Genomic DNA, 17,870 nt, shown 5'->3' on the forward strand with positions numbered 1-17,870 from the left:
GCGGACCCACGTCCAGATGGCGGAACGTCAAGAGGTGACGGCGGTCACACGCGCACCGGACATCGCGACGACTTCGAGACATCCCATGTTTGGAGCGCCGAGGTAGGGGTACGCCGGATCGGAGGTGGCCACCGCCACCCGAGAGAGAGGGAGAACCATGGCTTTCATTCTGTGGATCATTGCCGTTGCCATCGCGATCTACGGAGTCCTGCGCCTGGTGCGCGGCGACATCCTGATCGGCATCATCCTGCTGGTCGTCGCTGCCGCGGTCGGACCCGGCGGATACAGCATCTTCAAATGACCGACGACGAAGGGGCCGCGCTCATCGCGCGGCCCCTTCGTCATGTCCGGCATCGGTCATATGCTCGTCCCATGGTCCGCTTCATCGACATCCATCCCGAGAACCCCCAGCAGCGCGCCGTCGACCAGGCGACCTCGGTGATCGCCGACGGCGGACTGATCGCCTACCCCACCGACTCCGGCTACGCCCTCGGTGCGCAGATCGGCAACAAGGACGCGCTCGACCGCATCCGCTCGATCAGGGCACTCGACGCCAAGCACCACTTCACCTTGGTGTGCAGGGACTTCTCGCAGCTGGGCCAGTTCGTGCACGTCGACAACGCGATCTTCCGCGCCGTCAAGAACGCGACCCCTGGCCCGTACACGTTCATCCTGCCGGCCACGCGCGAGGTGCCGCGCCGCCTGCTGCACGAGAAGAAGAAGACCGTCGGTGTGCGCATCCCCGACAGCAAGGTCGTCCAGGCGCTGCTGGCCGCGTTGGGCGAGCCGATCCTGTCGACGACCCTGATCCTGCCGGGCAGCACCGAGGCCATGACGACCGCCTGGGAGATCGCCGAAGAGCTCGACGGGCGCATCGAGGCCGTCGTCGAGTCGGGCGAGGACGTCATCCCCGAGCCGACCACGGTGGTCGACTTCTCCGATGGCAGCCCCGAGATCGTCCGCGTCGGAGCGGGCGACCCGACTCCGTTCGAGTAGCTCATCGCCGCGGGCTGACCCGCGATGCGAGAGCGGCGGGGATCGTGAGCAGGGCGACGGCTGCACCGATCGCCATCAGCGCGGTCGGGGAGACCGCCCGCAGGGCCAGCGTGCTGAGCAGGGGAGCGGCGAAGCCGATGTACGTCAGGCTGTAGAACACCGCGTTGAGGGTCGCCAGGTCGTCGCGGTGAGCCATCAGCTCGATCGCGGTGAGGCCGCCGACCAGCACCAGGCCGTACGCCGTGCCGAGCAGGACGGCCACCAGCGGCAGCAGCCACGCGAGGTCGGTGCGGGCGACCACGACTCCCAGCAACAGCCCGCAGGTCGCCGCCAGCAGACCGGCCGCGATGATGAGCCGCGCGTCGCCCAGCCGCTTGCCGAACGGCTGGACGAAGGCGCCAGTCCAGAGCGTCAGCCCGCAGAGCGCGCCGGTGACGGCGACGGGCGCCACGTCGACGTCCACGAAGGTCGGGATCGTCGCGAAGCTCGTCGACGCCGCGCCGAAGACCCACGGGGCGGTCAGCAGGATGCCCAGCACGAAGGGCCGGCCGCGCAGCACGCGCCACACCTCGTGGCCGTGGCGCGAGGTGTCGGCAGCAGGGGCGGCGGGTTCTGGTGCGTGCCAGGCGATCGGGACGACGAGCGCCATCAGCACGAGGTGCGGCACGTACGGCAGCAGCGTCGGGGCCGGCAGCCACTGCGCGACCGCGCCTGCGACGAGCGGTCCTGAACCGAAGCCGGCCGACAGCGCCAGCGCGGCCCGTCGCGCCCCCGTGCCGCCCGGACGATCAGCCGAGAGCTCCTTGATCCAGGCCGATCCCGGCGCGAAGGCAGCACCGGACGCCACGCCGGCCATCAGGCGTCCGACGAGGAGGACGGCGAGGCTGTGACCGCCGACGACCAGCACGACGGTCGCGGCGATCGACAGGACGAGCACCGGGCGCATGACCCGCCGACGTCCGACACGGTCGGAGATGGGCCCGAAGACCAGCAGGGCGGGGATCAGCCCCAGCGCATAGGCGCCGAACAGACCCGTCACGGCCTCGCTGGAGAATCCGTCCTCGTCGCGGTAGACCAGCAGCATCGCGGCGAACTGGTTGGCTCCCCAGCCCACGGCGAACATCGCAGCCGCGACACGCAGCCAGGGCGGCAGGGCGAGGCGGGACGACACCGGGTCAGCGTAGGGCGTGGCTCACGAGGCCGGACGACGGAGGTCGAGGCCGTACAGCGCCTTGTCGCCGTCGATGCCAGGCGCGACGACCTGCCACCCGCGGCCCTCGTACAGGCGCGGAGCGGCACCGTCGCCGGGCACGGTCGCCAGCAGCGCGCGGTCGTGCGGCAGGCCGGCGACGAGCTCGTCGTGCAGCAGCCCGGCGATGCCGTTGCCACGACGTGCCGGGTCGACGACCAGGTCGACCAGCTCGAAGTGGTCGCCGACCCACGTCCGGACGATGTCGGCCGGCACCGTGGTGGCCAACCAGTCACTCCAGAACTGGCCGCGGCGCCCGGTGAAGCCGTAGCCGTAGCCTGACACCTCGCCGTCCGTCTCGGCGAGCACGAGCTTGAAGCCCGAGCGGCCCGCGTGGCGGGTCAAGGTGACGTCGGCGAAGTCGTCGGCGTCGAGGCGGCTCTCGGGCAGCTCGGGGTCGCCGTACGCCGCCAGGTAGACCGCCGCCATCGCGTCACGGGTCTCGCGGTCGATCTGCTGCTCGGGGTGGGTCCGCACGGTCGTCGTCATGACGAGGTCAAGCGTGCGCGGCCGCGAATCCTTCCCACACGTCTGCGGCCGATCAGATGCGTCGGTGGTCGACGCGGGCCATGCGGGGCCCACGTCGCTCGGTGCGGACCAGGGGGCTGAGTCCCACCAGCCGGACGACCCGGTAGCGGTGTCCGCGCCACGGCTCGAGCACCTCGGCGAGCTCGTCGTCGTCGATGGGGCGGCCGAGCAGGGCGACGCCCACGTCCTTGGCGACGTGGTAGTCGCCGAACGGCACCGCGTCCGCGTCGCCCAGCGCGCGGCTGCCCACCTCGGCGGACGTCCAGACGCCCACGCCCGGGATGCTGCGGAGCCCGCGGTGGACGGCTGCGTGATCGTCACCGCTGCGCTCGGCCAGTCTCTCCAGCTGCGGGGCCAGGCGGGCTGCTGCCTGGGCCGCGCGCGCCCGGCTGGGGTCGACGCCGGCCAGGTGCCACTCCCACGACGGGACGGCGGCCCACTGCTCGGCGGTCGGGAACACGCGCATCTCGTCGGGTGCCGGGCCGGGAGCGGCCTCGCCGAAGCGGACCAGCAGGCGGCGCTGCGCCGCGAAGGCGTCGATGCCCAGCACCTTCTGCTCGATGATCGCGGGGATCAGCGCCTCCAGCACGCGTCCCGTCCGCGGCACCCGCAGTCCCGGGTAGCGTCGTACGCCATCGGCCAGCACGGGGTGCGACGGGACGAATCCGGTCGAGTCGTCGCGAGCGCCCACCAGCGACTCCAGACCGTCCAGCAGCTCGTGCCGGCCGGGCCCCCACGCAGTCGCACGGACGTGCCGCGGACCCAGCTGCTCGATCGCGTACGTGACGGGGCCGGACTCCATCCGGCTCGTGCGCCAGACCACCAAGCCGACGCGCCGGAAGGTCGGGTCGGCGCCACCCCGTCGGAGCAACGAAAGTGTCAAGGAAACGTTGACGTCGCCGGGTGTGGTCACCTCTCGGGTCGCCGACTCGGGGGCCATCACGGGCGGCGCCGACCCCTGACGCGTCGCCACCAGGGGAGGGGCGCGATGGCGGCCTCGACCGCGCGGATCTCGGCCAGGCGCGCCCTCTGCTCGGCGACCCGGCGGGTGCGCCGGTCGTGCCAGGCCTCGACCTGCTCGTCGGCGTCGAGGAGGGGAGTGATGACGGGGGGACCCCCCTGCAGCTGTCGTCGCGCCTCGACCACCCGGGCGTTGAACTCGGCCACGGCCGCGCGGACGCCATCGGGGATCGCGATGCGGTCGAGGGTCGCGGCCATCTCGGCATGCTCCTTGCGCAGGGCCAGGGCAGGCGGCAGGACGCCGGTGATGCGCTCGCGCTCGATCAGCCGCTTGACCCACCAATCGGGGTCGTGCGGACGGTCGAGGCCGGCGATGGGCTTGCCCGCTCCGGGCAGGTCGTCGAACTCGCCGCGTCGCATCGCCTGCTGGATCTGCATGTCGACCCAGAGGGCCTGGTGCTCGATGCGCAGCGCCCGCTGAGCAGCGTCGTCGGGCTCGTCGTCATCCTCGCCGGACGCTGCGGCGGCCGCCTCTGCGGCCAGCCGCTGCTGGTACTCGAAGCGCTTGCGATCGCTGGCACTCATGGGGTGCACCTCCTCACCGTCCACCAAGTCTACGAAGGTGCCGATGACGTTGCCGGGTTCATGTCGGCGAGGAGGACTACCGTTGGCTCCATGAACAACCTGTCGGGCAGGCGGCACACCGCCCTCGTCGTCATCGACGTCCAGAACGACGTCGTGGCCGGGGCGCACGACCGCGACGGCGTGATCGCCCGCATCGCCTCGCTCGTCGACCGGGCCCGTACGTCCGACGTCCCGGTGGTGTGGGTGCAGCACAGCGACGAGGGTCTGGTGCGGGGCAGCCACGGGTGGGAGTACGTGCCCGACCTGCAGCGCCTCGACACCGAGCCGCTCGTGCACAAGCAGTACGGCGACTCCTTCGAGGACACCGACCTCGGGCAGGTGCTGTCGTCCCACGGCGTCGGCGCGCTGGTCGTCGCGGGTGCGCAGACCGATGCGTGCATCCGATCCACGATCCATGGTGCGTTTACCCGCGGCTACGACGTCACGCTCGTCGGCGACGCGCACACCACCGACGACAGAACGGCCTACGGGGCCCCGGCACCCGCCGAGGTCATCGCCCACACCAATCTCTACTGGCAGCGGCAGGCCGCACCTGGTCGCTCCGCTGCTGTCGTCGCCACGGCCGACGTCGACTTCGAAGCTCCCACACCGTGAGCTGCGCCGGATGCACGACGTCACCGCCGCTGGACCTCGAGGTCAGCATGGCGTTCCAGCCGATCTACGACGCGACGGCCGACCGCACCTGGGGTTACGAGGCACTCGTCAGGGGAGTCAACGGCGAAGGCGCCGGAGCAGTCCTGGCGCAGGTCCGTCCCGAGCAGCGCTACCGCTTCGACCAGGAGTGCCGGGTCAAGGCCATCGAGCTGGCATCCCGGCTGTTCCCGACTCCCGAGTCGCTCAAGCTGTCGATCAACTTCATGCCCAACGCGGTCTACGAGCCGTCCGCGTGCCTGCGAGCGACCCTGCGGGCGGCTGACCTCCACGGGTTCCCGCTGACCTCCATCATGTTCGAGTTCACCGAGGACGAGAAGGTCGACGACACCGAGCACCTCACCGGCATCATCAGCGAGTACCGCAAGCGCGGCTTCATGACCGCGATCGACGACTTCGGCGCCGGACACGCCGGACTGGGGCTGCTGGTCGAGTTCCAGCCCGACCTCATCAAGATCGACATGGCGATCGTGCGCGGCATCGACACCGAGCCCGCACGTCGGGCGGTCGTCGCCGGCATCGTGCACATCGCGGCCTCACTCGACATCACGGTGCTCGCCGAGGGCATCGAGACCGAGGGGGAGTACCGCGCGCTCAAGACGCTCGGTGTCCACCTCTTCCAGGGCTACTGGTTCGCTCGGCCCGCCTTCGAGGCCTTGCCCGAGCTGCGGTTCGGTACCTGAGCATGGCCAAGATCTTCGACAGCATCGACGACGACCTGCGGGCGTGGATCGCCCAGCAGCCGATGTGGTTCGTGGCCACGTCGCCCCTGTCGGCCGAGGGGCACGTCAACATGTCGCCGCGTGGGCACGACTCCTTCTCGGTGCTCGACGACCACCGTGTCGGCTGGGTCGACTACACCGGCAGCGGCGTCGAGACCATCGCGCACATCCGCGAGAACGCTCGCGTATGCCTGATGTTCAGCTCGTTCGGTGCGCGCCCGCGCATCGTCCGCCTGCACGGACGCGGCACGGTGCACCTGCCGGGCGAGAGAGCCTTCGACGAGGTCACGGCGCTGCACCCCGACAACCCCAGCACGCGCGCCGTGATCACGGTCGACGTGACCCGCATCAGCGATGCCTGCGGCTGGGGCGTCCCGATGATGCAGCTGACGGGCGAGCGCGAGCTGATCAAGCAGAACGCCGAGAAGAAGGGGGAGGACGGCATGGCCGCCTATCGTGTGCTCAAGAACGCCACCAGCATCGACGGGCTACCTGGTCTACCCGGGCTGCCCGACGTCAGGTGACGTCGTACCGGAACGCATAGGTCTCGTACGGCAGCCGCACCGATCCGTCCACGTCAGCACGCTCCTGGCCGAGCGCGCGAACGGCGCCCAGCACCTGCTCCCGCTCGTGCTCCGGACGCACGATGACGTAGCTGCGCGAAGCAGCCAAGGTCACGAGCGAGTCGACATCGATGAGGTGGTTCCATGCCACGACGATCCGATCGCACGAGCTGAATGGAGCGGCGACGGCCGGCCCGTCGTCCCGTATGCCGTCCATCTGCCCGGCCGAGTCGGCGCCGCCCAGCGCAGCACTGAGCCGAGAGACCCACGGGTCTGCGGGGGAGCGGTAGTTCCAGACGAGCCCGAGACGCCCCGGCCGGGCCAGGACCCGGGCCGCCTCTGCCGATGCACGCGGGACGTCGACCCAGTGCCACGCCTGGGCCATCGTCAGGAGGCTCGTCGAACCGGCGCCCAGAGGCAGGTGCTCGGCCGTGCCGTCCCGGGCGTCGGCTCCAGGCACGGTGGCCTGCAGGATCTCGCGCATCTGGGCGTCGGGTTCGACGGCGACGACATCGCCGTGGCGAGCTGCCAAGGAGCTGGTGAGCTTGCCGGTGCCCGCGCCCACGTCGGCGACGGGGCCGTCGACACCGTCCAGGAGCCAGTCCACGACCTCGTCGGGATACGAAGGACGCGCACGGTCGTAGGCCTCGGCTGCCGCACCGAACGAGAGCGCGCGGTCGTCGGACGTCGACATGCCTTCATCGTGCCACCGGCGGGGGAGCAGACCGGCCACCTGCACCGTGGAACCTTGGCCCTGTGGCGAACGAGTCCCGACTGAACCTGGTCGAGGGGCACAGACGCCGGACGGTGGCCACCTGCGTCTCTGCGGTCCCGCTGACGTGGCTGGCGATGATCCGCTCAGCGATCTGCCCACCTCCTGGGCGAGGCCGTCGCACCCGGCACCGTGGGCTGGGAGCCGGGATGCGCGCCGCCACGTGACGGCGCCGGGGGACAGGTGTGACATACGATCACGATCAGACGAAGCGCCGGGCCGAGCTCTCGGTGCAGGCTTGAGGAAGGGATCAACATGGTCGGTGTGAGGGGCACCCGATGAGTCATCCGGACGCCGGTCCGTCTCAACCGCGCGCTGCCTTCCAGGGCTACTGGATGGCGCCCGACGGTGCTGGCGCGGTGCCCGTCTGGCTGGTCGCCGAGCACGGCGTCGTCGCGCTGGTGGCGCCGGGGGAGAGCCCGACGGGGTACGTCGACATCTTCCGGGTCCCGACACGCCAGGCGCGGGTGACGTCGGCCGCCCAGCGGATCACCGTGACGGTCGGCGGCCAGTCCTACCCGGTGCTGGCCCGTCCACGTGGCCCGGTCATCGGATCTGCGCTGGGCGTGGCCGGGAGCACGGCCCACCTCGCGGGCGTCGAGATCGTGTACGGCGCCGCCACGGCGGCGCGTGCCGGCAACCTCGCGGCGGACGCGTCCGCGTTCGCCCAGCAAGGAGGACCCGCCTTCCTCGCGGCAGCCCGGCGATCAGGTGCGCGCGTGCGTCGCGCCGGCTACGGAGTGGTGCTGGGCCTGGGCCTCGCGATCGGCCTGTTGCTCGTCGTCGTGGTCACCATGATCGTCGTCGCCTCGCTGCCCTGATCGTACTAGTTGACATAATGTGCATTATCGGACAAACGAATGGCTGAGTGGGAAGCGGTGCAGATGCTGCTGACAACCCGCCGTCTCACGTCGGTGCGATCCGACGCCGACCCGCGCTCGACCAGCCTTGCGCCCATGGGTCATCGTGAGGTCGCAGCACGTGCGATGAGGACGGCTGCCGGGATGTGACCGGCAGCAAGAACCACCGCTGCGGCAGCGATCCACGGGTTGCTGAGCCACGCCGCAGCGGCCAGGAAGGCGACGACCGGCGCGACAGCCATCGGAACCGGCACAGCGAGCGTCGGCCGGTACAGCTCCACCCACGCGCGACCTGAGTGCAGATAGCGCGCCCACAGCGCGTAGTAGCTGATCAGAGCGACCATCACCACTGGCGCCCACCAGGGGTCGAGCTCCCCCGGACGAGTGATCACTGGCACCACCAGGCACATCGCCTGACCCGAGCGCTCGAGCAACCCCAACGGACGCGGAACCCGTGCTGCTGGGACGGGAGACGTGGGCGGAAACCACACGAGCAGCAGATTGGGCGCGAGGACGACGAGCCCGACCAGCAGACCCCAAGGAGAGAACCCCACACGGGAGGCTACCGCGACGCTGATACGTCATCGGACACCCGGATGGACAGGAGCTGGCTACGACTCGCTGCCGCGGCCCGTCTTCTCCTGCAGCCGCTCGATGTGCTCGGACGCCTCGGCCTTGGTCAGGTCGGCCGACAACGTCTCGCCGGCGTCGCGGGCCAACGTGTCGAGATAGCTGCGCTGGGCACCGGTCATCGGTTCGTCGCCGGTCACCCAGTCGTGGGGATCCTTCTCGGTCGTGTTCGCAGCGTCGGCACCGATGACGTCGCCGGTCGGTTGAGCATCGGTCGAATGCATGTTCGATTCAGTCATGTCGCCCACGCTACGTCCGGCCGGCGCGGCACGCATCTCGAGCGCACGACTCGCCGATCCGCGCGTTCGCCACTAGGTTCTCGCCATGAAGACGCACGAGGTGCCGACCAGCGGCGACGACCGCTCACCGTTCGACAAGTTCGTCGAGGCGTCGTACCAGCGCGTCAGCCGAGCCCCGTTCTTCGTCCTGTGCTCAGGCATCGTCATCGTCTGGTTCGCCAGCGTGCCGCTGTGGCCCGACCTGAAGTCGTGGCAGGTCGCGATCCACACGGTGGCGTCGGTCATCTCGCTGCTCCTGCTCGTGCTGCTCGAGAACGCCAGCAGGCGAGCCGAGGAGGCATCGCAGGAGAAGCTCAACGTCATCGCGGAGGCTCTGTCGGAGCTGATGGTCTCGGGTGGCCGCAACGATCCCGCCCTGGCCGAGGCCGCACGCAAGCTGCGCGAGGCCGTCGGCCTGGAGGAACGTCACTGACGCCGTGCGCCGTCAGCTCGTCGCCGCGCGCACGTGGGACGCGAGGTCGTCGAGCAGGCCGCGAGCCTGCGCGGGGTCGCCGCCGTCGAGGAAGTAGTGGTCGCGGCCGGGCACGACGCGGTGCTCGACCAGCAGGCCTTCGGCGGCGAGCCGCCCCGCATAGGCATCCCCCTCGCCGCGCAGGACGTCGTGCGCGGCGGTGTAGACGACCGCTGGCGGCAGGCCCGCGACGGACTCGGCGAGCAGCGGCGACGCGTACGGCTCCGACCGGCGGGAGGCGTCCTTGAAGTACGTCGCCCGCACGATCCTCAGCAGTCCCGGCGTGATCATGGGGCGCGCGATCGTCGACTTCTTGTCGTCGACGTCGCCGGCCACCTCCAGCGACGGCACCGCCAGCAGCTGCAGCCGTGGCGATGCGGTGCCGTGGTCGCGCGCTTGCAGGCAGGCCGACGCGGCGAGGTTGCCGCCCCCGCTGAAGCCGCCCACGGTGATGCGGCCGGCGTCGAGACCCCACTCCCCTCCGTGCTGGCTGAGCCACGCCACGACGTCGTGGGCCTGCTCGTGGGCGACCGGGTAGCGGACGCGCGGAGCCGCCAGGTAGTCGACGTTGACCACGGCGACCCCGGCCTCGGCGACGAGGTGCCGGCAGAAGAAGTCGTCCATCCGTGGGTAGCGCATGATGAACGCGCCGCCGTGGAAGTGCACGTGCACCGCCGGCGACGTGGCCGCCGCGGGGCGGTAGACGTCGACCTTCACGCGCCCGTGCCTGGTCGGGACCGTCCGTCGTTCGGGGCTCGGCAGCTCCTGACCGGAGAAGCGCAACGCCCGGCCGTACGTCACGGTGACGGGCGCGAGCAGACCGGACATGACGGCGTACGCGTCGTGGATCAGTGCCATGTGGTGGGTTCGTAGCCGGCGGGCCACCGGTTGGCTGCTGGTGCACGATGGGAGTCATGAACATCACGCGCTTCGGTCATGCAGCCGTGCTGGTAGACGTCGCCGGCACCCGCATCCTCATCGATCCCGGCGTCTTCAGCGTCGACGAGACCTTCGACCTGACGGACCTCGACGCGATCGTCGTGACGCACCAACATCCCGACCACCTCGACCAGGACCGCGCGCCGGCGCTGCTCGAGCGCAATCCCGACGCCGTGCTGCTGTGCGACCCGGAGACGGCGGCCGTCGTGTCGTTCGGCACCTGGACCGAGAACGCCGATGGCCTCGAGACCACGGTGGGTGCCGTGACGCTGCGCGGCGTGGGCGCCCGGCACGCCGTCATCCTGCCGTCGATCCCCCGCATCGCGAACGTCGGCGTGGTGCTGTCGGCGCCCGGCGAGCCGGCCCTGTTCCACCCCGGTGACACGTACGAGTACGCACCCGACGGCGTCGACGTGCTCGCACTCCCCCTGTCGGCGCCGTGGGCCAAGTCGAGCGAGACGGTCGACTTCGTCCAGCGCGTCTCCCCCGCCGCGATGTTCCCGATCCACGACTGCACCATCGCCGAGATCGCGTACGGCACGTACTGGGGACAGGTGTCGGGGCACGGCGGCGTCGACGACAGCCGGCTGCTGGGGCAGACCGAACAGGCCTCGTTTGAGTTATCTCACAACTGAGATAACGTGGTCGGCATGAGTGTTCGTGACGACTACCTTTCCCGCATCGGAGCCCTCATCCGGGACGCCCGCCAGCACAGCGGCCTCACCCAGGCCGAGCTGGCAGCCGAGCTGCGGACGAGCCAGAGCGCGATCAACCGCATCGAGAAGGGGCAGCAGAACCTGACCCTCGACATGCTGGCGCGCATCGGCAGCGCCCTCGACTCCGAGCTGGTCAGCGTCGGAACCTCCGGCCCCAGCCACCTGCGCGTTGCCGGCGGCACCAAGCTCTCGGGCGCGATCGACGTCAAGTCGAGCAAGAACGCCGGCGTCGCGCTGCTGTGCGCCTCGCTGCTCAACGCCGGCACCACGGTGCTGCGCAAGGTCGCGCGCATCGAGGAGGTCAACCGGCTGCTCGAGGTGCTGACCTCGATCGGCGTCAAGGCCACGTGGCTCAATGTCGAGAACGACCTCGAGCTGGTCGTCCCCGCGACGCTCGACCTCGCGGCGATGGACGCCGACGCGGCCCGTCGCACCCGCAGCATCATCATGTTCCTCGGCCCCCTGATGCACCGCTACGACGACTTCGAGCTGCCCTACGCGGGTGGATGCGACCTCGGCACCCGAACGGTCGAGCCCCACATGACGGCGCTGCGCCCCTTCGGGCTCAAGGTCGTCGCCACCGAGGGCAGCTACCACGCCACCTCGGCCCAGGGCGCTGGTCCCGAGCGTCCGATCGTCCTGACCGAGCGCGGTGACACCGTCACCGAGAACGCCCTGCTCGCCGCGGCCCGCTACGACGGCGTGACCGTCATCCGCAACGCCAGCCCCAACTACATGGTCCAGGACCTGTGCTTCTTCCTGGTCAAGCTGGGGGTCGGCATCGAGGGCATCGGCACCACGACGCTGCGGGTCACCGGCAAGCCGGTCATCAACTGCGACGTCGAGTACGCCCCCAGCGAGGACCCCATCGAGGCCATGAGCCTCATCGCGGCAGCGATCGTCACCAAGTCCAGCATCACCGTGCGCCGTGTGCCGATCGAGTTCATGGAGATCGAGCTGGCGCTGCTCGAGGAGATGGGCTTCCAGTACGACCGTGGCGAGGAGTACGCGGCCGAGAACGGCGAGACGCGGCTGGTCGACATCACGACGCACGAGTCGTCCCTGCACGCGCCGATCGACAAGATCCACCCCATGCCCTTCCCCGGGCTCAACATCGACAACCTGCCGTTCTTCGCGGTCATCGCCGCGACCGCCGACGGGCAGACGATGCTGCACGACTGGGTCTACGAGAACCGGGCCATCTACCTCACCGAGCTCAACAAGCTGGGCGCGCAGGTCAAGCTGCTCGACCCCCACCGGGTGCTGATCGAGGGACCGACGCACTGGAGCGGCACCGAGCTGGTCTGCCCGCCCGCGCTGCGCCCCGCCGTCGTGATCCTGCTGGCGATGCTGGCCGCCAAGGGAACCTCGGTGCTGCGCAGCGTCTACGTGATCAACCGGGGCTACGAGGACCTCGCCGAGAGGCTCAACGCCCTCGGCGCCCAGATCGAGACGTTCCGCGACATCTGACGCGTCGCGGGTCATCGGGTCTGCCCCCACGAGGGCTTAGCGTGGGGGCGTGCCCGGCTACCTCGACCCCCCTCCCCTGGCCCTCGCGCACCGCGGCGGATCAGGCGTTCCCGGCAACGTCGGCATCGAGAACTCGCTGGCAGCGTTCGTGCACGCCTACGAGCTGGGGTTCCGCTACTTCGAGACCGATGTGCGCTCGTCGTCCGACGGGGTCGTCTACGCCATCCACGACGAGGCGCTCGACCGGCTCACCGGCAGCACCGACGCCGTCAGCGCGCTGACGGCCGAGGCGCTCGACCTGCAGCGTCTCGACCAGCGCGAGCCCTTCGCCCGTCTCGGTGCGCTCTACGAGACGTTCCCCGACGCCCGCCTCAACATCGACCTGAAGTCCGACGACGTGATCGAGCCCGCGATCGAGCTGATCTCGCAGCACCGTGCGGTCGACCGCACCTTGCTCGCCTCGTTCTCGCACCGCCGGCTGCGCCGAGCTCGTCGTCTGCTGCCGCACGTCGCGACCTCCGCGTCGAGCCTCGAGGCCGCCGCCGTCAAGCTGCTGCCGCTGAGCCTGCTCCGCCGGATCAGCCTCGCCCCCGTGTGCCTGCAGGTGCCCGCGCGGCGGGGCCGTCTGCGGGTCGTCACCTCCACCTTCGTGCGCAAGGCCCACGCGCTGCAGCTGCAGGTCCACGTCTGGACGATCGACGAGGCCGACGAGATGCACCGGCTGCTCGATCTCGGCGTCGACGGCATCGTGACCGATCGCACCGACGTCCTCAAGGACGTCCTCACCGCGCGAGGCTCCTGGAAGGACCCCCGATGACCCGCTCCCCCGCCGTCGCCGACGCCACGCGGCGCGGTCCCGTCCTCGCGTGGAGCTTCTGGGACTGGGGCTCGGCGGCGTTCAACGCCGTCATCGTGACCTTCGTGTTCTCGGTCTACCTCACCGACTCGGTCGGCGACGACCTCTCCGGCCCTGTCTCGGCCAGCTCGTGGCTCGGCTGGTCCGTGGGGGCGGCCAGCCTGGTGATCGCGATCCTTGCGCCCGTCATGGGGCAGCGCTCGGACGCGTCCGGTCACCGCAAGCGGTCGCTCGCGCTGCTGACGCTGTCGGTCGTCGTCGCCACCGCGTTGATGTTCTTCGTCCAGGACAGTCCCTCGTTCCTGTGGCTGGGCCTGGCGTTGATCGCCGTCGGCACGGTGCTGTTCGAGCTCGCGCAGGTGCCGTACTTCGCGATGCTGCGCCAGGTCTCCACGCCCGAGACCGTCGGCCGGGTGTCGGGGGTCGGCTGGGCCTTCGGCTACCTGGGCGGCATCGTGCTGCTGATCATCGTCTACGTCGGGCTGATCTCCGGCGACGGCGGCGTGCTCGGCGTCAGCACCGACAACGGCCTCAACATCCGGTGGGTCGCGGTCGTCGCGGCCGCCTGGTTCCTCGCGTTCTCGATCCCGGTCCTCCTCGCGGTGCCCGAGCTGCCCGCCACTGCGCTTCTCGACGGGGAAAGCCCTGCGCCCGACGCCGGCTTCCGCGAGTCGTACCGCGTGCTGTTCGCCGAGATCCGGACGATGTGGCGCGACGACCGCCACGTGCTGCAGTTCCTGATCGCCAGTGCCCTGTTCCGTGACGGCCTGACCGGCGTGTTCACCTTCGGAGCCGTCATCGCGGTGAGCGTCTACGGCTTCACCGACGACACCGTCATCCCGTTCGGCATCGCTGCCAACGTCGCCGCTGCCGCCGGAGCCATCGTGGCCGGACGCCTCGACGACCGGCTCGGCCCGCGGCGCGTGATCGTCTTCTCGCTGCTCGCGATGCTCGCGGCCGGCCTGATCCTGCTGTTCCTCGACGGCATGGCCGGCTTCTGGGTGTTCGGCCTGGTGCTGTGCCTGTTCGTCGGTCCCGCACAGTCGGCGTCGCGCACGTACCTGGTGCGCCTCACTCCCCCGGGCAAGGAGGGTCAGCACTTCGGCCTGTACGCCATGACCGGGCGAGCGGCCTCGTTCCTCGCGCCCACCCTGTTCGGGCTCTTCGCCTTCGTGCTGGGCGACGACCGGTGGGGCATCATCGGCATCATGCTGGTGCTGCTGGTCGGGCTGCTGGCGCTCCTGAGGGTGCCGCCGCTGACGGGTGACCGCGCCGCGGGAGCCGCTCGCGCAGAACCGGCCGCATAGAAGTGCCCGTTCAGGGGAATCTCATGTGTGTCATCTACGTTGGACAGTGGTAAGGCACACGAAAGGGGACGCACATGGCTGAACGTGCACTGCGAGGCGCTCGACTCGGGACGCAGAGCTTCGAGGACGAGCGCGGAGTCGAGATGGCTCCCCGACAGCAGGTCGAGTACGTCTGCGCCGACGGGCACACCTTCACGGTCGTGATGGCCGACGAGGCCGAGATCCCGTTCGAGTGGGAAGACCCCAAGACCGGGGCGATCGGTCAGCTGGCCGACGGCGTCAAGCCCGAGGGCAAGGCCGAGAAGCCGGTCCGTACCCACTGGGACATGCTCCTGGAGCGTCGCTCAGTCGACGAGCTCGAGGAGATCCTGACGGAGCGGCTCGAGCTGCTCCGCGGCGGCGAGATCGGACCGCCGCACCTGCACCGGCCGGCCAAGAAGTCGGCTGCGAAGAAGAAGAGCGCCTAGGTCACACCGACGCCCGCACGACGAGGACCCCGGCTCCGGCCGGGGTCCTTCTGCGTCGTCAGGACGTCTTGCGGCGTGCGCCGAGCAACCAGCCCGCGAGCCCTGTCGCGACCAGCAGCCACTCGAGGTAGCGGCCGATCACCAGGGCAGGGGTCTTGCCGGAGGCGAGCGTCACCTGAGCGCTGATGGTGGCGGGCCGGTGCAGCGGAGCCCGCTGGACGCTGCGCCCCGACGGGTCGACGACGCCCGAGATGCCGTTGGTCGACGGCACGACGACCCAGCGTCCCGTCTCGATCGCGCGCAACCGCGAGATGTCCCACTGCTGCTCGGGCTGGGAGGTTCCCGTGAAGGCCGCGTTGCTGGTCTGCACCACCATGAGCTGGGCTCCCCCGTCGACGGCGCGGCGGGTGACGCTGTCGTAGGCGATGTCGTAGCAGATCGTGTCGCCGATGCGGGTGTCGCCGATCGTCATGGCACCGGGCTGGTCGCCGGCCAGCATGTCGCGGGGGATGTCGCGGGCCAGCCGGTTGACGATCGCGCCGGCCTCCTTGCGGAACGGGACGTACTCGCCGAACGGCACCGGCTTGAGCTTGTCGTAGCGGTCGCCCGGACCGTCCGCCGTCCAGACCACGCCGGAGTTGCGGGCGGTGTCGACCGTGGGACCGTCGAAGATGCCGCCCACGAGGATGGGGGCCTTCAGCAGCGCCGACAGGTTCTCGATCTGGTCGCGCACGACCTCGTCGTGGTACGGGTCGATGTCGGTCGCGTTCTCGGGCCACAGCACCATGTCGGGCTGCGGAACCTTGCCGTCGCGGATGCGCTCGGCCAGGCGCGCCGTCTCGGCCGCGTGCAGGTCGAAGATCTCGCCGCGGGGCCACGTGAGGAAGACGCCGGGCACGTCACCCTGCACCAGGGCCACCTGACGGGTGCCGGCCGCCCCGGCGATGCCGGTCGGCAGCAGCGCCCCGACGCCGACGAGGGCGACGATGCCAGCGGTCGCCGTCGCCCGGCGTCGCAGGCTCGGTCCGGTGACCACGACGACCAGGAGGGCGGCGACGACGAACAGCACAGCGCTGGTGCCCGGCATCGCCACGAGTCGGGCGTACGACGAGAACGGCGTGTCGATCGAGGTGTGCGCCAGACGTCCCCACGGGAAGCCCGTGAACGGGAAGCGGCCCCTGGCCCACTCCCCCAGGACCCAGACGCCGGCACCCCACACGGGCCACGCGCGCAGCCGGGTGGCCGCGCGCAGCGCCAGCATGATCGGCACGAAGAACAGCGTCTCGGCAAGCGCGAGACCGACGTAGGCGCCGTGGCTGACGGCGTTCATCCACCAGATGAGAGGCCCCATGAACCCCAGTCCGTACAGCAGGCCCGTGACGGCCACGGTGCGCTTGCGCGCGTCCGACAGGCCACGCGCCAGCCACGCGAGCCCGGCGACGCCGACGATCATCGCGAACGGCAGGCCCACCGGGTCGAAGTTGAGCGACGAGATGACGCCCAGCACCACCGCCGACGGCCACGCGACCTTCCAGCCGACGCGGTGCGATGTCACAGGGAGACGAGTCCGCGCGGCGTGTTGTTGAGCACCTCGAGGCCGTCGGCGGTGCACACGACGATGTCCTCGATGCGTGCCCCGAAGCGTCCGTCGTGGTAGATGCCGGGCTCGATCGAGAAGGCCATGCCCTCTTCGAGCACCAGGTCGTTGCCCTCGACGATGTACGGCTCCTCATGGGTCTCCTGGCCGATACCGTGGCCCGTGCGGTGCATGAAGAGATCACCGAAGCCGGCGTCGGCGATGATGCGGCGTCCGACGGCATCGATCGACTCGGCGGTCACGCCGGGACGGGCGTGCTCGAGCTGGACCCGCTGAGCCTCTTCGAGCACGGCGTAGGCCTCGAGGTAGAGCGGGTCGGGGGTGCCGCCGGCGAGGTAGTTGCGGGTGGAGTCCGAGCAGTATCCCGACGGCATCGTGCCACCGATGTCGACCACGACGGGGTCGCCGGCCTCGATCACGCGGTCGGAGAGCTCGTGGTGCGGCGAGGCGCCGTTGGGGCCGGAGCCGACGATGACGAAGTCGACCGTCTCGTGGCCCTCGTCGATGATCGCGCGCGCGATGTCGGCGCCGACCTCGCGCTCGGTGCGCCCGGGCCGCAGCCACTCGTGCACCCGCAGGTGCACCCGGTCGATCGCGAGCCCCGCCTGCCGCAGCGCCTCGACCTCGACGGCGTCCTTGCGGATGCGCAGCTGCTGGACGAGGGAGCCGGCCAGCACCTGGTCGGCGGTCGGGATGGCCTCACCGAGGGCGAAGACCCGCGAGGCCCACATGTGGTCGTCGAGGCCGACGACGGTGGCATCGCCGACCAGCGAGGCCACGAGCGCGAACGGGTCGTCGGTCTCGCCCCAGGTGGCGATGTCCATCTCGACGCCGGACGCCTCCGCTGCGTGGCGCTCGAGCGCGGGCACGACCAGGGTCGGTTCACCGTGGGCGGGCAGCACCAGGCAGGTGAGGCGCTCGAGCGGCAGCGCCACGTAGCCCGTCAGATATCGCAGATCTGCTCCGGGGGTGATCAGGAGGGCGTCGATGCCCTGCTCCGCTGCCAGCTGCTGTGCCTTGCGCCATGTGCTCACACCCCGACGATACCGGTGGGATCATCGCCGGCGTTCGACCGCACGAGACCCTCGCACCTACAAGGGCAATCTCGGCACCTCGGTGCCGTCGGTGCACGATCGCGAGCGTCCGGTGCACCAGGTCGATGCCGACCCCGACCGCAAGGCGGCCTACCGAC

At 70.4% G+C, this 17,870-nt stretch carries 22 protein-coding genes; 12 read left to right on the plus strand and 10 right to left on the minus strand.

Translation table 11 applies throughout. The features are described from left to right. The first annotated feature begins 157 nt into the window (after nucleotides 1-157). Nucleotides 158-301 carry a GPGG-motif small membrane protein gene (locus DX116_RS20150; protein ID WP_199716072.1) on the plus strand — a complete coding sequence of 48 codons (144 nt, stop codon included), beginning with the start codon at nucleotides 158-160 and terminating at the stop codon, nucleotides 299-301. Between the two features lie 71 nt (nucleotides 302-372). Next, nucleotides 373-996 (plus strand): L-threonylcarbamoyladenylate synthase, encoded by a 624-nt coding sequence (locus tag DX116_RS13015; RefSeq protein WP_119704689.1) that lies wholly within the window; start codon nucleotides 373-375, stop codon nucleotides 994-996. 1 nt (nucleotide 997) lies between these two features. Here DX116_RS13015 and DX116_RS13020 read toward each other — a convergent pair whose 3' ends face one another. The 4 genes from DX116_RS13020 to DX116_RS13035 all read right to left on the minus strand — a co-directional run bounded on the left by DX116_RS13020 (nucleotide 998) and on the right by DX116_RS13035 (nucleotide 4,318). After that, nucleotides 998-2,167 (minus strand): MFS transporter, encoded by a 1,170-nt coding sequence (locus DX116_RS13020; protein WP_119704690.1) that lies wholly within the window; start codon nucleotides 2,165-2,167, stop codon nucleotides 998-1,000. A gap of 21 nt (nucleotides 2,168-2,188) precedes the next feature. Beyond that, nucleotides 2,189-2,734 carry a GNAT family N-acetyltransferase gene (locus DX116_RS13025; RefSeq protein WP_119704691.1) on the minus strand — a complete coding sequence of 182 codons (546 nt, stop codon included), beginning with the start codon at nucleotides 2,732-2,734 and terminating at the stop codon, nucleotides 2,189-2,191. Between the two features lie 52 nt (nucleotides 2,735-2,786). After that, on the minus strand, nucleotides 2,787-3,575 hold the full coding sequence (locus DX116_RS13030; RefSeq protein WP_233556747.1) for a DNA-3-methyladenine glycosylase family protein: 789 nt from the start codon (nucleotides 3,573-3,575) through the stop codon (nucleotides 2,787-2,789). 137 nt (nucleotides 3,576-3,712) lie between these two features. Continuing rightward, complete coding sequence (locus DX116_RS13035; RefSeq protein WP_119705623.1) at nucleotides 3,713-4,318, minus strand: DnaJ family domain-containing protein; 606 nt, start codon at nucleotides 4,316-4,318, stop codon at nucleotides 3,713-3,715. A 90-nt stretch (nucleotides 4,319-4,408) separates the two neighbouring features. Here DX116_RS13035 and DX116_RS13040 point away from each other — a divergent pair, with 90 nt between their 5' ends. The 3 genes from DX116_RS13040 to DX116_RS13050 are packed head-to-tail and all read left to right on the plus strand — an operon-like array spanning nucleotide 4,409 to nucleotide 6,275. Next, nucleotides 4,409-4,972, plus strand: a complete 564-nt coding sequence (locus DX116_RS13040) for a cysteine hydrolase family protein (RefSeq protein ID WP_119704692.1) — start codon at nucleotides 4,409-4,411, stop codon at nucleotides 4,970-4,972. A gap of 47 nt (nucleotides 4,973-5,019) precedes the next feature. After that, nucleotides 5,020-5,712: an EAL domain-containing protein gene (locus tag DX116_RS13045; RefSeq protein ID WP_119705624.1), complete on the plus strand. Its 693-nt coding sequence runs from the start codon at nucleotides 5,020-5,022 to the stop codon at nucleotides 5,710-5,712. Between the two features lie 2 nt (nucleotides 5,713-5,714). Further along, nucleotides 5,715-6,275, plus strand: a complete 561-nt coding sequence (locus tag DX116_RS13050; protein WP_119704693.1) for a pyridoxamine 5'-phosphate oxidase family protein — start codon at nucleotides 5,715-5,717, stop codon at nucleotides 6,273-6,275. On the opposite strand, the gene DX116_RS13055 is transcribed toward DX116_RS13050, so the two are convergent. Beyond that, nucleotides 6,268-7,008: a class I SAM-dependent methyltransferase gene (locus DX116_RS13055; protein ID WP_158591992.1), complete on the minus strand. Its 741-nt coding sequence runs from the start codon at nucleotides 7,006-7,008 to the stop codon at nucleotides 6,268-6,270. The two genes, DX116_RS13050 and DX116_RS13055, sit on opposite strands and share 8 nt — an antisense overlap. A gap of 356 nt (nucleotides 7,009-7,364) precedes the next feature. Between DX116_RS13055 and DX116_RS13060 the strand changes: the two genes are divergently transcribed. Beyond that, the gene (locus tag DX116_RS13060) at nucleotides 7,365-7,907 is read left to right on the plus strand and encodes a hypothetical protein (protein WP_147393663.1); all 543 of its coding nucleotides are present in this window, start codon (nucleotides 7,365-7,367) and stop codon (nucleotides 7,905-7,907) included. 140 nt (nucleotides 7,908-8,047) lie between these two features. On the opposite strand, the gene DX116_RS13065 is transcribed toward DX116_RS13060, so the two are convergent. Further along, nucleotides 8,048-8,356: a hypothetical protein gene (locus DX116_RS13065; protein WP_199716073.1), complete on the minus strand. Its 309-nt coding sequence runs from the start codon at nucleotides 8,354-8,356 to the stop codon at nucleotides 8,048-8,050. Nucleotides 8,357-8,557: 201 nt separating this feature from the next. Next, entirely contained in the window at nucleotides 8,558-8,815 is a 258-nt protein-coding gene (locus tag DX116_RS13070; RefSeq protein WP_119705625.1) for a DUF3072 domain-containing protein, read from the minus strand. 85 nt (nucleotides 8,816-8,900) lie between these two features. On the opposite strand from DX116_RS13070, the gene DX116_RS13075 reads away from it, so the two are divergent. After that, the gene (locus DX116_RS13075) at nucleotides 8,901-9,287 is read left to right on the plus strand and encodes a low affinity iron permease family protein (protein ID WP_119704697.1); all 387 of its coding nucleotides are present in this window, start codon (nucleotides 8,901-8,903) and stop codon (nucleotides 9,285-9,287) included. A gap of 12 nt (nucleotides 9,288-9,299) precedes the next feature. Here DX116_RS13075 and DX116_RS13080 read toward each other — a convergent pair whose 3' ends face one another. Beyond that, nucleotides 9,300-10,184 (minus strand): alpha/beta hydrolase, encoded by an 885-nt coding sequence (locus tag DX116_RS13080; protein ID WP_119704698.1) that lies wholly within the window; start codon nucleotides 10,182-10,184, stop codon nucleotides 9,300-9,302. Between the two features lie 56 nt (nucleotides 10,185-10,240). On the opposite strand from DX116_RS13080, the gene DX116_RS13085 reads away from it, so the two are divergent. The 5 genes from DX116_RS13085 to DX116_RS13105 all read left to right on the plus strand — a co-directional run bounded on the left by DX116_RS13085 (nucleotide 10,241) and on the right by DX116_RS13105 (nucleotide 15,081). After that, nucleotides 10,241-10,900, plus strand: a complete 660-nt coding sequence (locus DX116_RS13085) for an MBL fold metallo-hydrolase (RefSeq protein ID WP_158591993.1) — start codon at nucleotides 10,241-10,243, stop codon at nucleotides 10,898-10,900. Nucleotides 10,901-10,915: 15 nt separating this feature from the next. Beyond that, entirely contained in the window at nucleotides 10,916-12,451 is a 1,536-nt protein-coding gene (locus tag DX116_RS13090; RefSeq protein ID WP_119704700.1) for a UDP-N-acetylglucosamine 1-carboxyvinyltransferase, read from the plus strand. A 49-nt stretch (nucleotides 12,452-12,500) separates the two neighbouring features. Next, the gene (locus DX116_RS13095) at nucleotides 12,501-13,268 is read left to right on the plus strand and encodes a glycerophosphodiester phosphodiesterase family protein (protein WP_119704701.1); all 768 of its coding nucleotides are present in this window, start codon (nucleotides 12,501-12,503) and stop codon (nucleotides 13,266-13,268) included. Further along, nucleotides 13,265-14,614 (plus strand): MFS transporter, encoded by a 1,350-nt coding sequence (locus tag DX116_RS13100; RefSeq protein ID WP_119704702.1) that lies wholly within the window; start codon nucleotides 13,265-13,267, stop codon nucleotides 14,612-14,614. Before DX116_RS13095 ends, DX116_RS13100 begins: the two co-directional genes overlap by 4 nt. A gap of 74 nt (nucleotides 14,615-14,688) precedes the next feature. After that, a complete protein-coding gene (locus DX116_RS13105) occupies nucleotides 14,689-15,081 on the plus strand; it encodes an RNA polymerase-binding protein RbpA (protein WP_119704703.1) in 393 nt (130 codons plus the stop codon). 58 nt (nucleotides 15,082-15,139) lie between these two features. Here the strand turns inward: DX116_RS13105 and lnt are convergent, their stop codons facing one another. Then, nucleotides 15,140-16,636: an apolipoprotein N-acyltransferase gene (gene lnt / locus DX116_RS13110; protein WP_119704704.1), complete on the minus strand. Its 1,497-nt coding sequence runs from the start codon at nucleotides 16,634-16,636 to the stop codon at nucleotides 15,140-15,142. Further along, on the minus strand, nucleotides 16,633-17,712 hold the full coding sequence (locus DX116_RS13115) for a M24 family metallopeptidase (RefSeq protein WP_119704705.1): 1,080 nt from the start codon (nucleotides 17,710-17,712) through the stop codon (nucleotides 16,633-16,635). Before DX116_RS13115 ends, lnt begins: the two co-directional genes overlap by 4 nt. Between the last annotated feature and the right edge of the window lie 158 nt (nucleotides 17,713-17,870).

Origin of the sequence: Aeromicrobium endophyticum (assembly GCF_003586285.1) — a bacterium.
GTDB classification, from domain to species: domain Bacteria; phylum Actinomycetota; class Actinomycetes; order Propionibacteriales; family Nocardioidaceae; genus Aeromicrobium; species Aeromicrobium endophyticum.

Bases quoted from the DNA above. Each gene is read 5' to 3' on its own strand.
- DX116_RS13075 (WP_119704697.1), top strand. From the start codon at position 8,901: ATGAAGACGCACGAGGTGCCGACCAGCGGCGACGACCGCTCACCGTTC.
- DX116_RS13080 (WP_119704698.1), bottom strand. From the start codon at position 10,184: ATGGCACTGATCCACGACGCGTACGCCGTCATGTCCGGTCTGCTCGCG.
- DX116_RS13025 (WP_119704691.1), bottom strand. From the start codon at position 2,734: ATGACGACGACCGTGCGGACCCACCCCGAGCAGCAGATCGACCGCGAG.
- DX116_RS13065 (WP_199716073.1), bottom strand. From the start codon at position 8,356: ATGTGCCTGGTGGTGCCAGTGATCACTCGTCCGGGGGAGCTCGACCCC.
- DX116_RS13015 (WP_119704689.1), top strand. From the start codon at position 373: ATGGTCCGCTTCATCGACATCCATCCCGAGAACCCCCAGCAGCGCGCC.
- DX116_RS13040 (WP_119704692.1), top strand. From the start codon at position 4,409: ATGAACAACCTGTCGGGCAGGCGGCACACCGCCCTCGTCGTCATCGAC.
- DX116_RS20150 (WP_199716072.1), top strand. From the start codon at position 158: ATGGCTTTCATTCTGTGGATCATTGCCGTTGCCATCGCGATCTACGGA.
- DX116_RS13055 (WP_158591992.1), bottom strand. From the start codon at position 7,008: ATGTCGACGTCCGACGACCGCGCGCTCTCGTTCGGTGCGGCAGCCGAG.
- DX116_RS13105 (WP_119704703.1), top strand. From the start codon at position 14,689: ATGGCTGAACGTGCACTGCGAGGCGCTCGACTCGGGACGCAGAGCTTC.
- DX116_RS13050 (WP_119704693.1), top strand. From the start codon at position 5,715: ATGGCCAAGATCTTCGACAGCATCGACGACGACCTGCGGGCGTGGATC.
- DX116_RS13085 (WP_158591993.1), top strand. From the start codon at position 10,241: ATGAACATCACGCGCTTCGGTCATGCAGCCGTGCTGGTAGACGTCGCC.
- DX116_RS13030 (WP_233556747.1), bottom strand. From the start codon at position 3,575: ATGGAGTCCGGCCCCGTCACGTACGCGATCGAGCAGCTGGGTCCGCGG.
- DX116_RS13045 (WP_119705624.1), top strand. From the start codon at position 5,020: ATGGCGTTCCAGCCGATCTACGACGCGACGGCCGACCGCACCTGGGGT.
- DX116_RS13100 (WP_119704702.1), top strand. From the start codon at position 13,265: ATGACCCGCTCCCCCGCCGTCGCCGACGCCACGCGGCGCGGTCCCGTC.
- DX116_RS13070 (WP_119705625.1), bottom strand. From the start codon at position 8,815: ATGACTGAATCGAACATGCATTCGACCGATGCTCAACCGACCGGCGAC.
- DX116_RS13060 (WP_147393663.1), top strand. From the start codon at position 7,365: ATGAGTCATCCGGACGCCGGTCCGTCTCAACCGCGCGCTGCCTTCCAG.
- DX116_RS13035 (WP_119705623.1), bottom strand. From the start codon at position 4,318: ATGAGTGCCAGCGATCGCAAGCGCTTCGAGTACCAGCAGCGGCTGGCC.
- DX116_RS13090 (WP_119704700.1), top strand. From the start codon at position 10,916: ATGAGTGTTCGTGACGACTACCTTTCCCGCATCGGAGCCCTCATCCGG.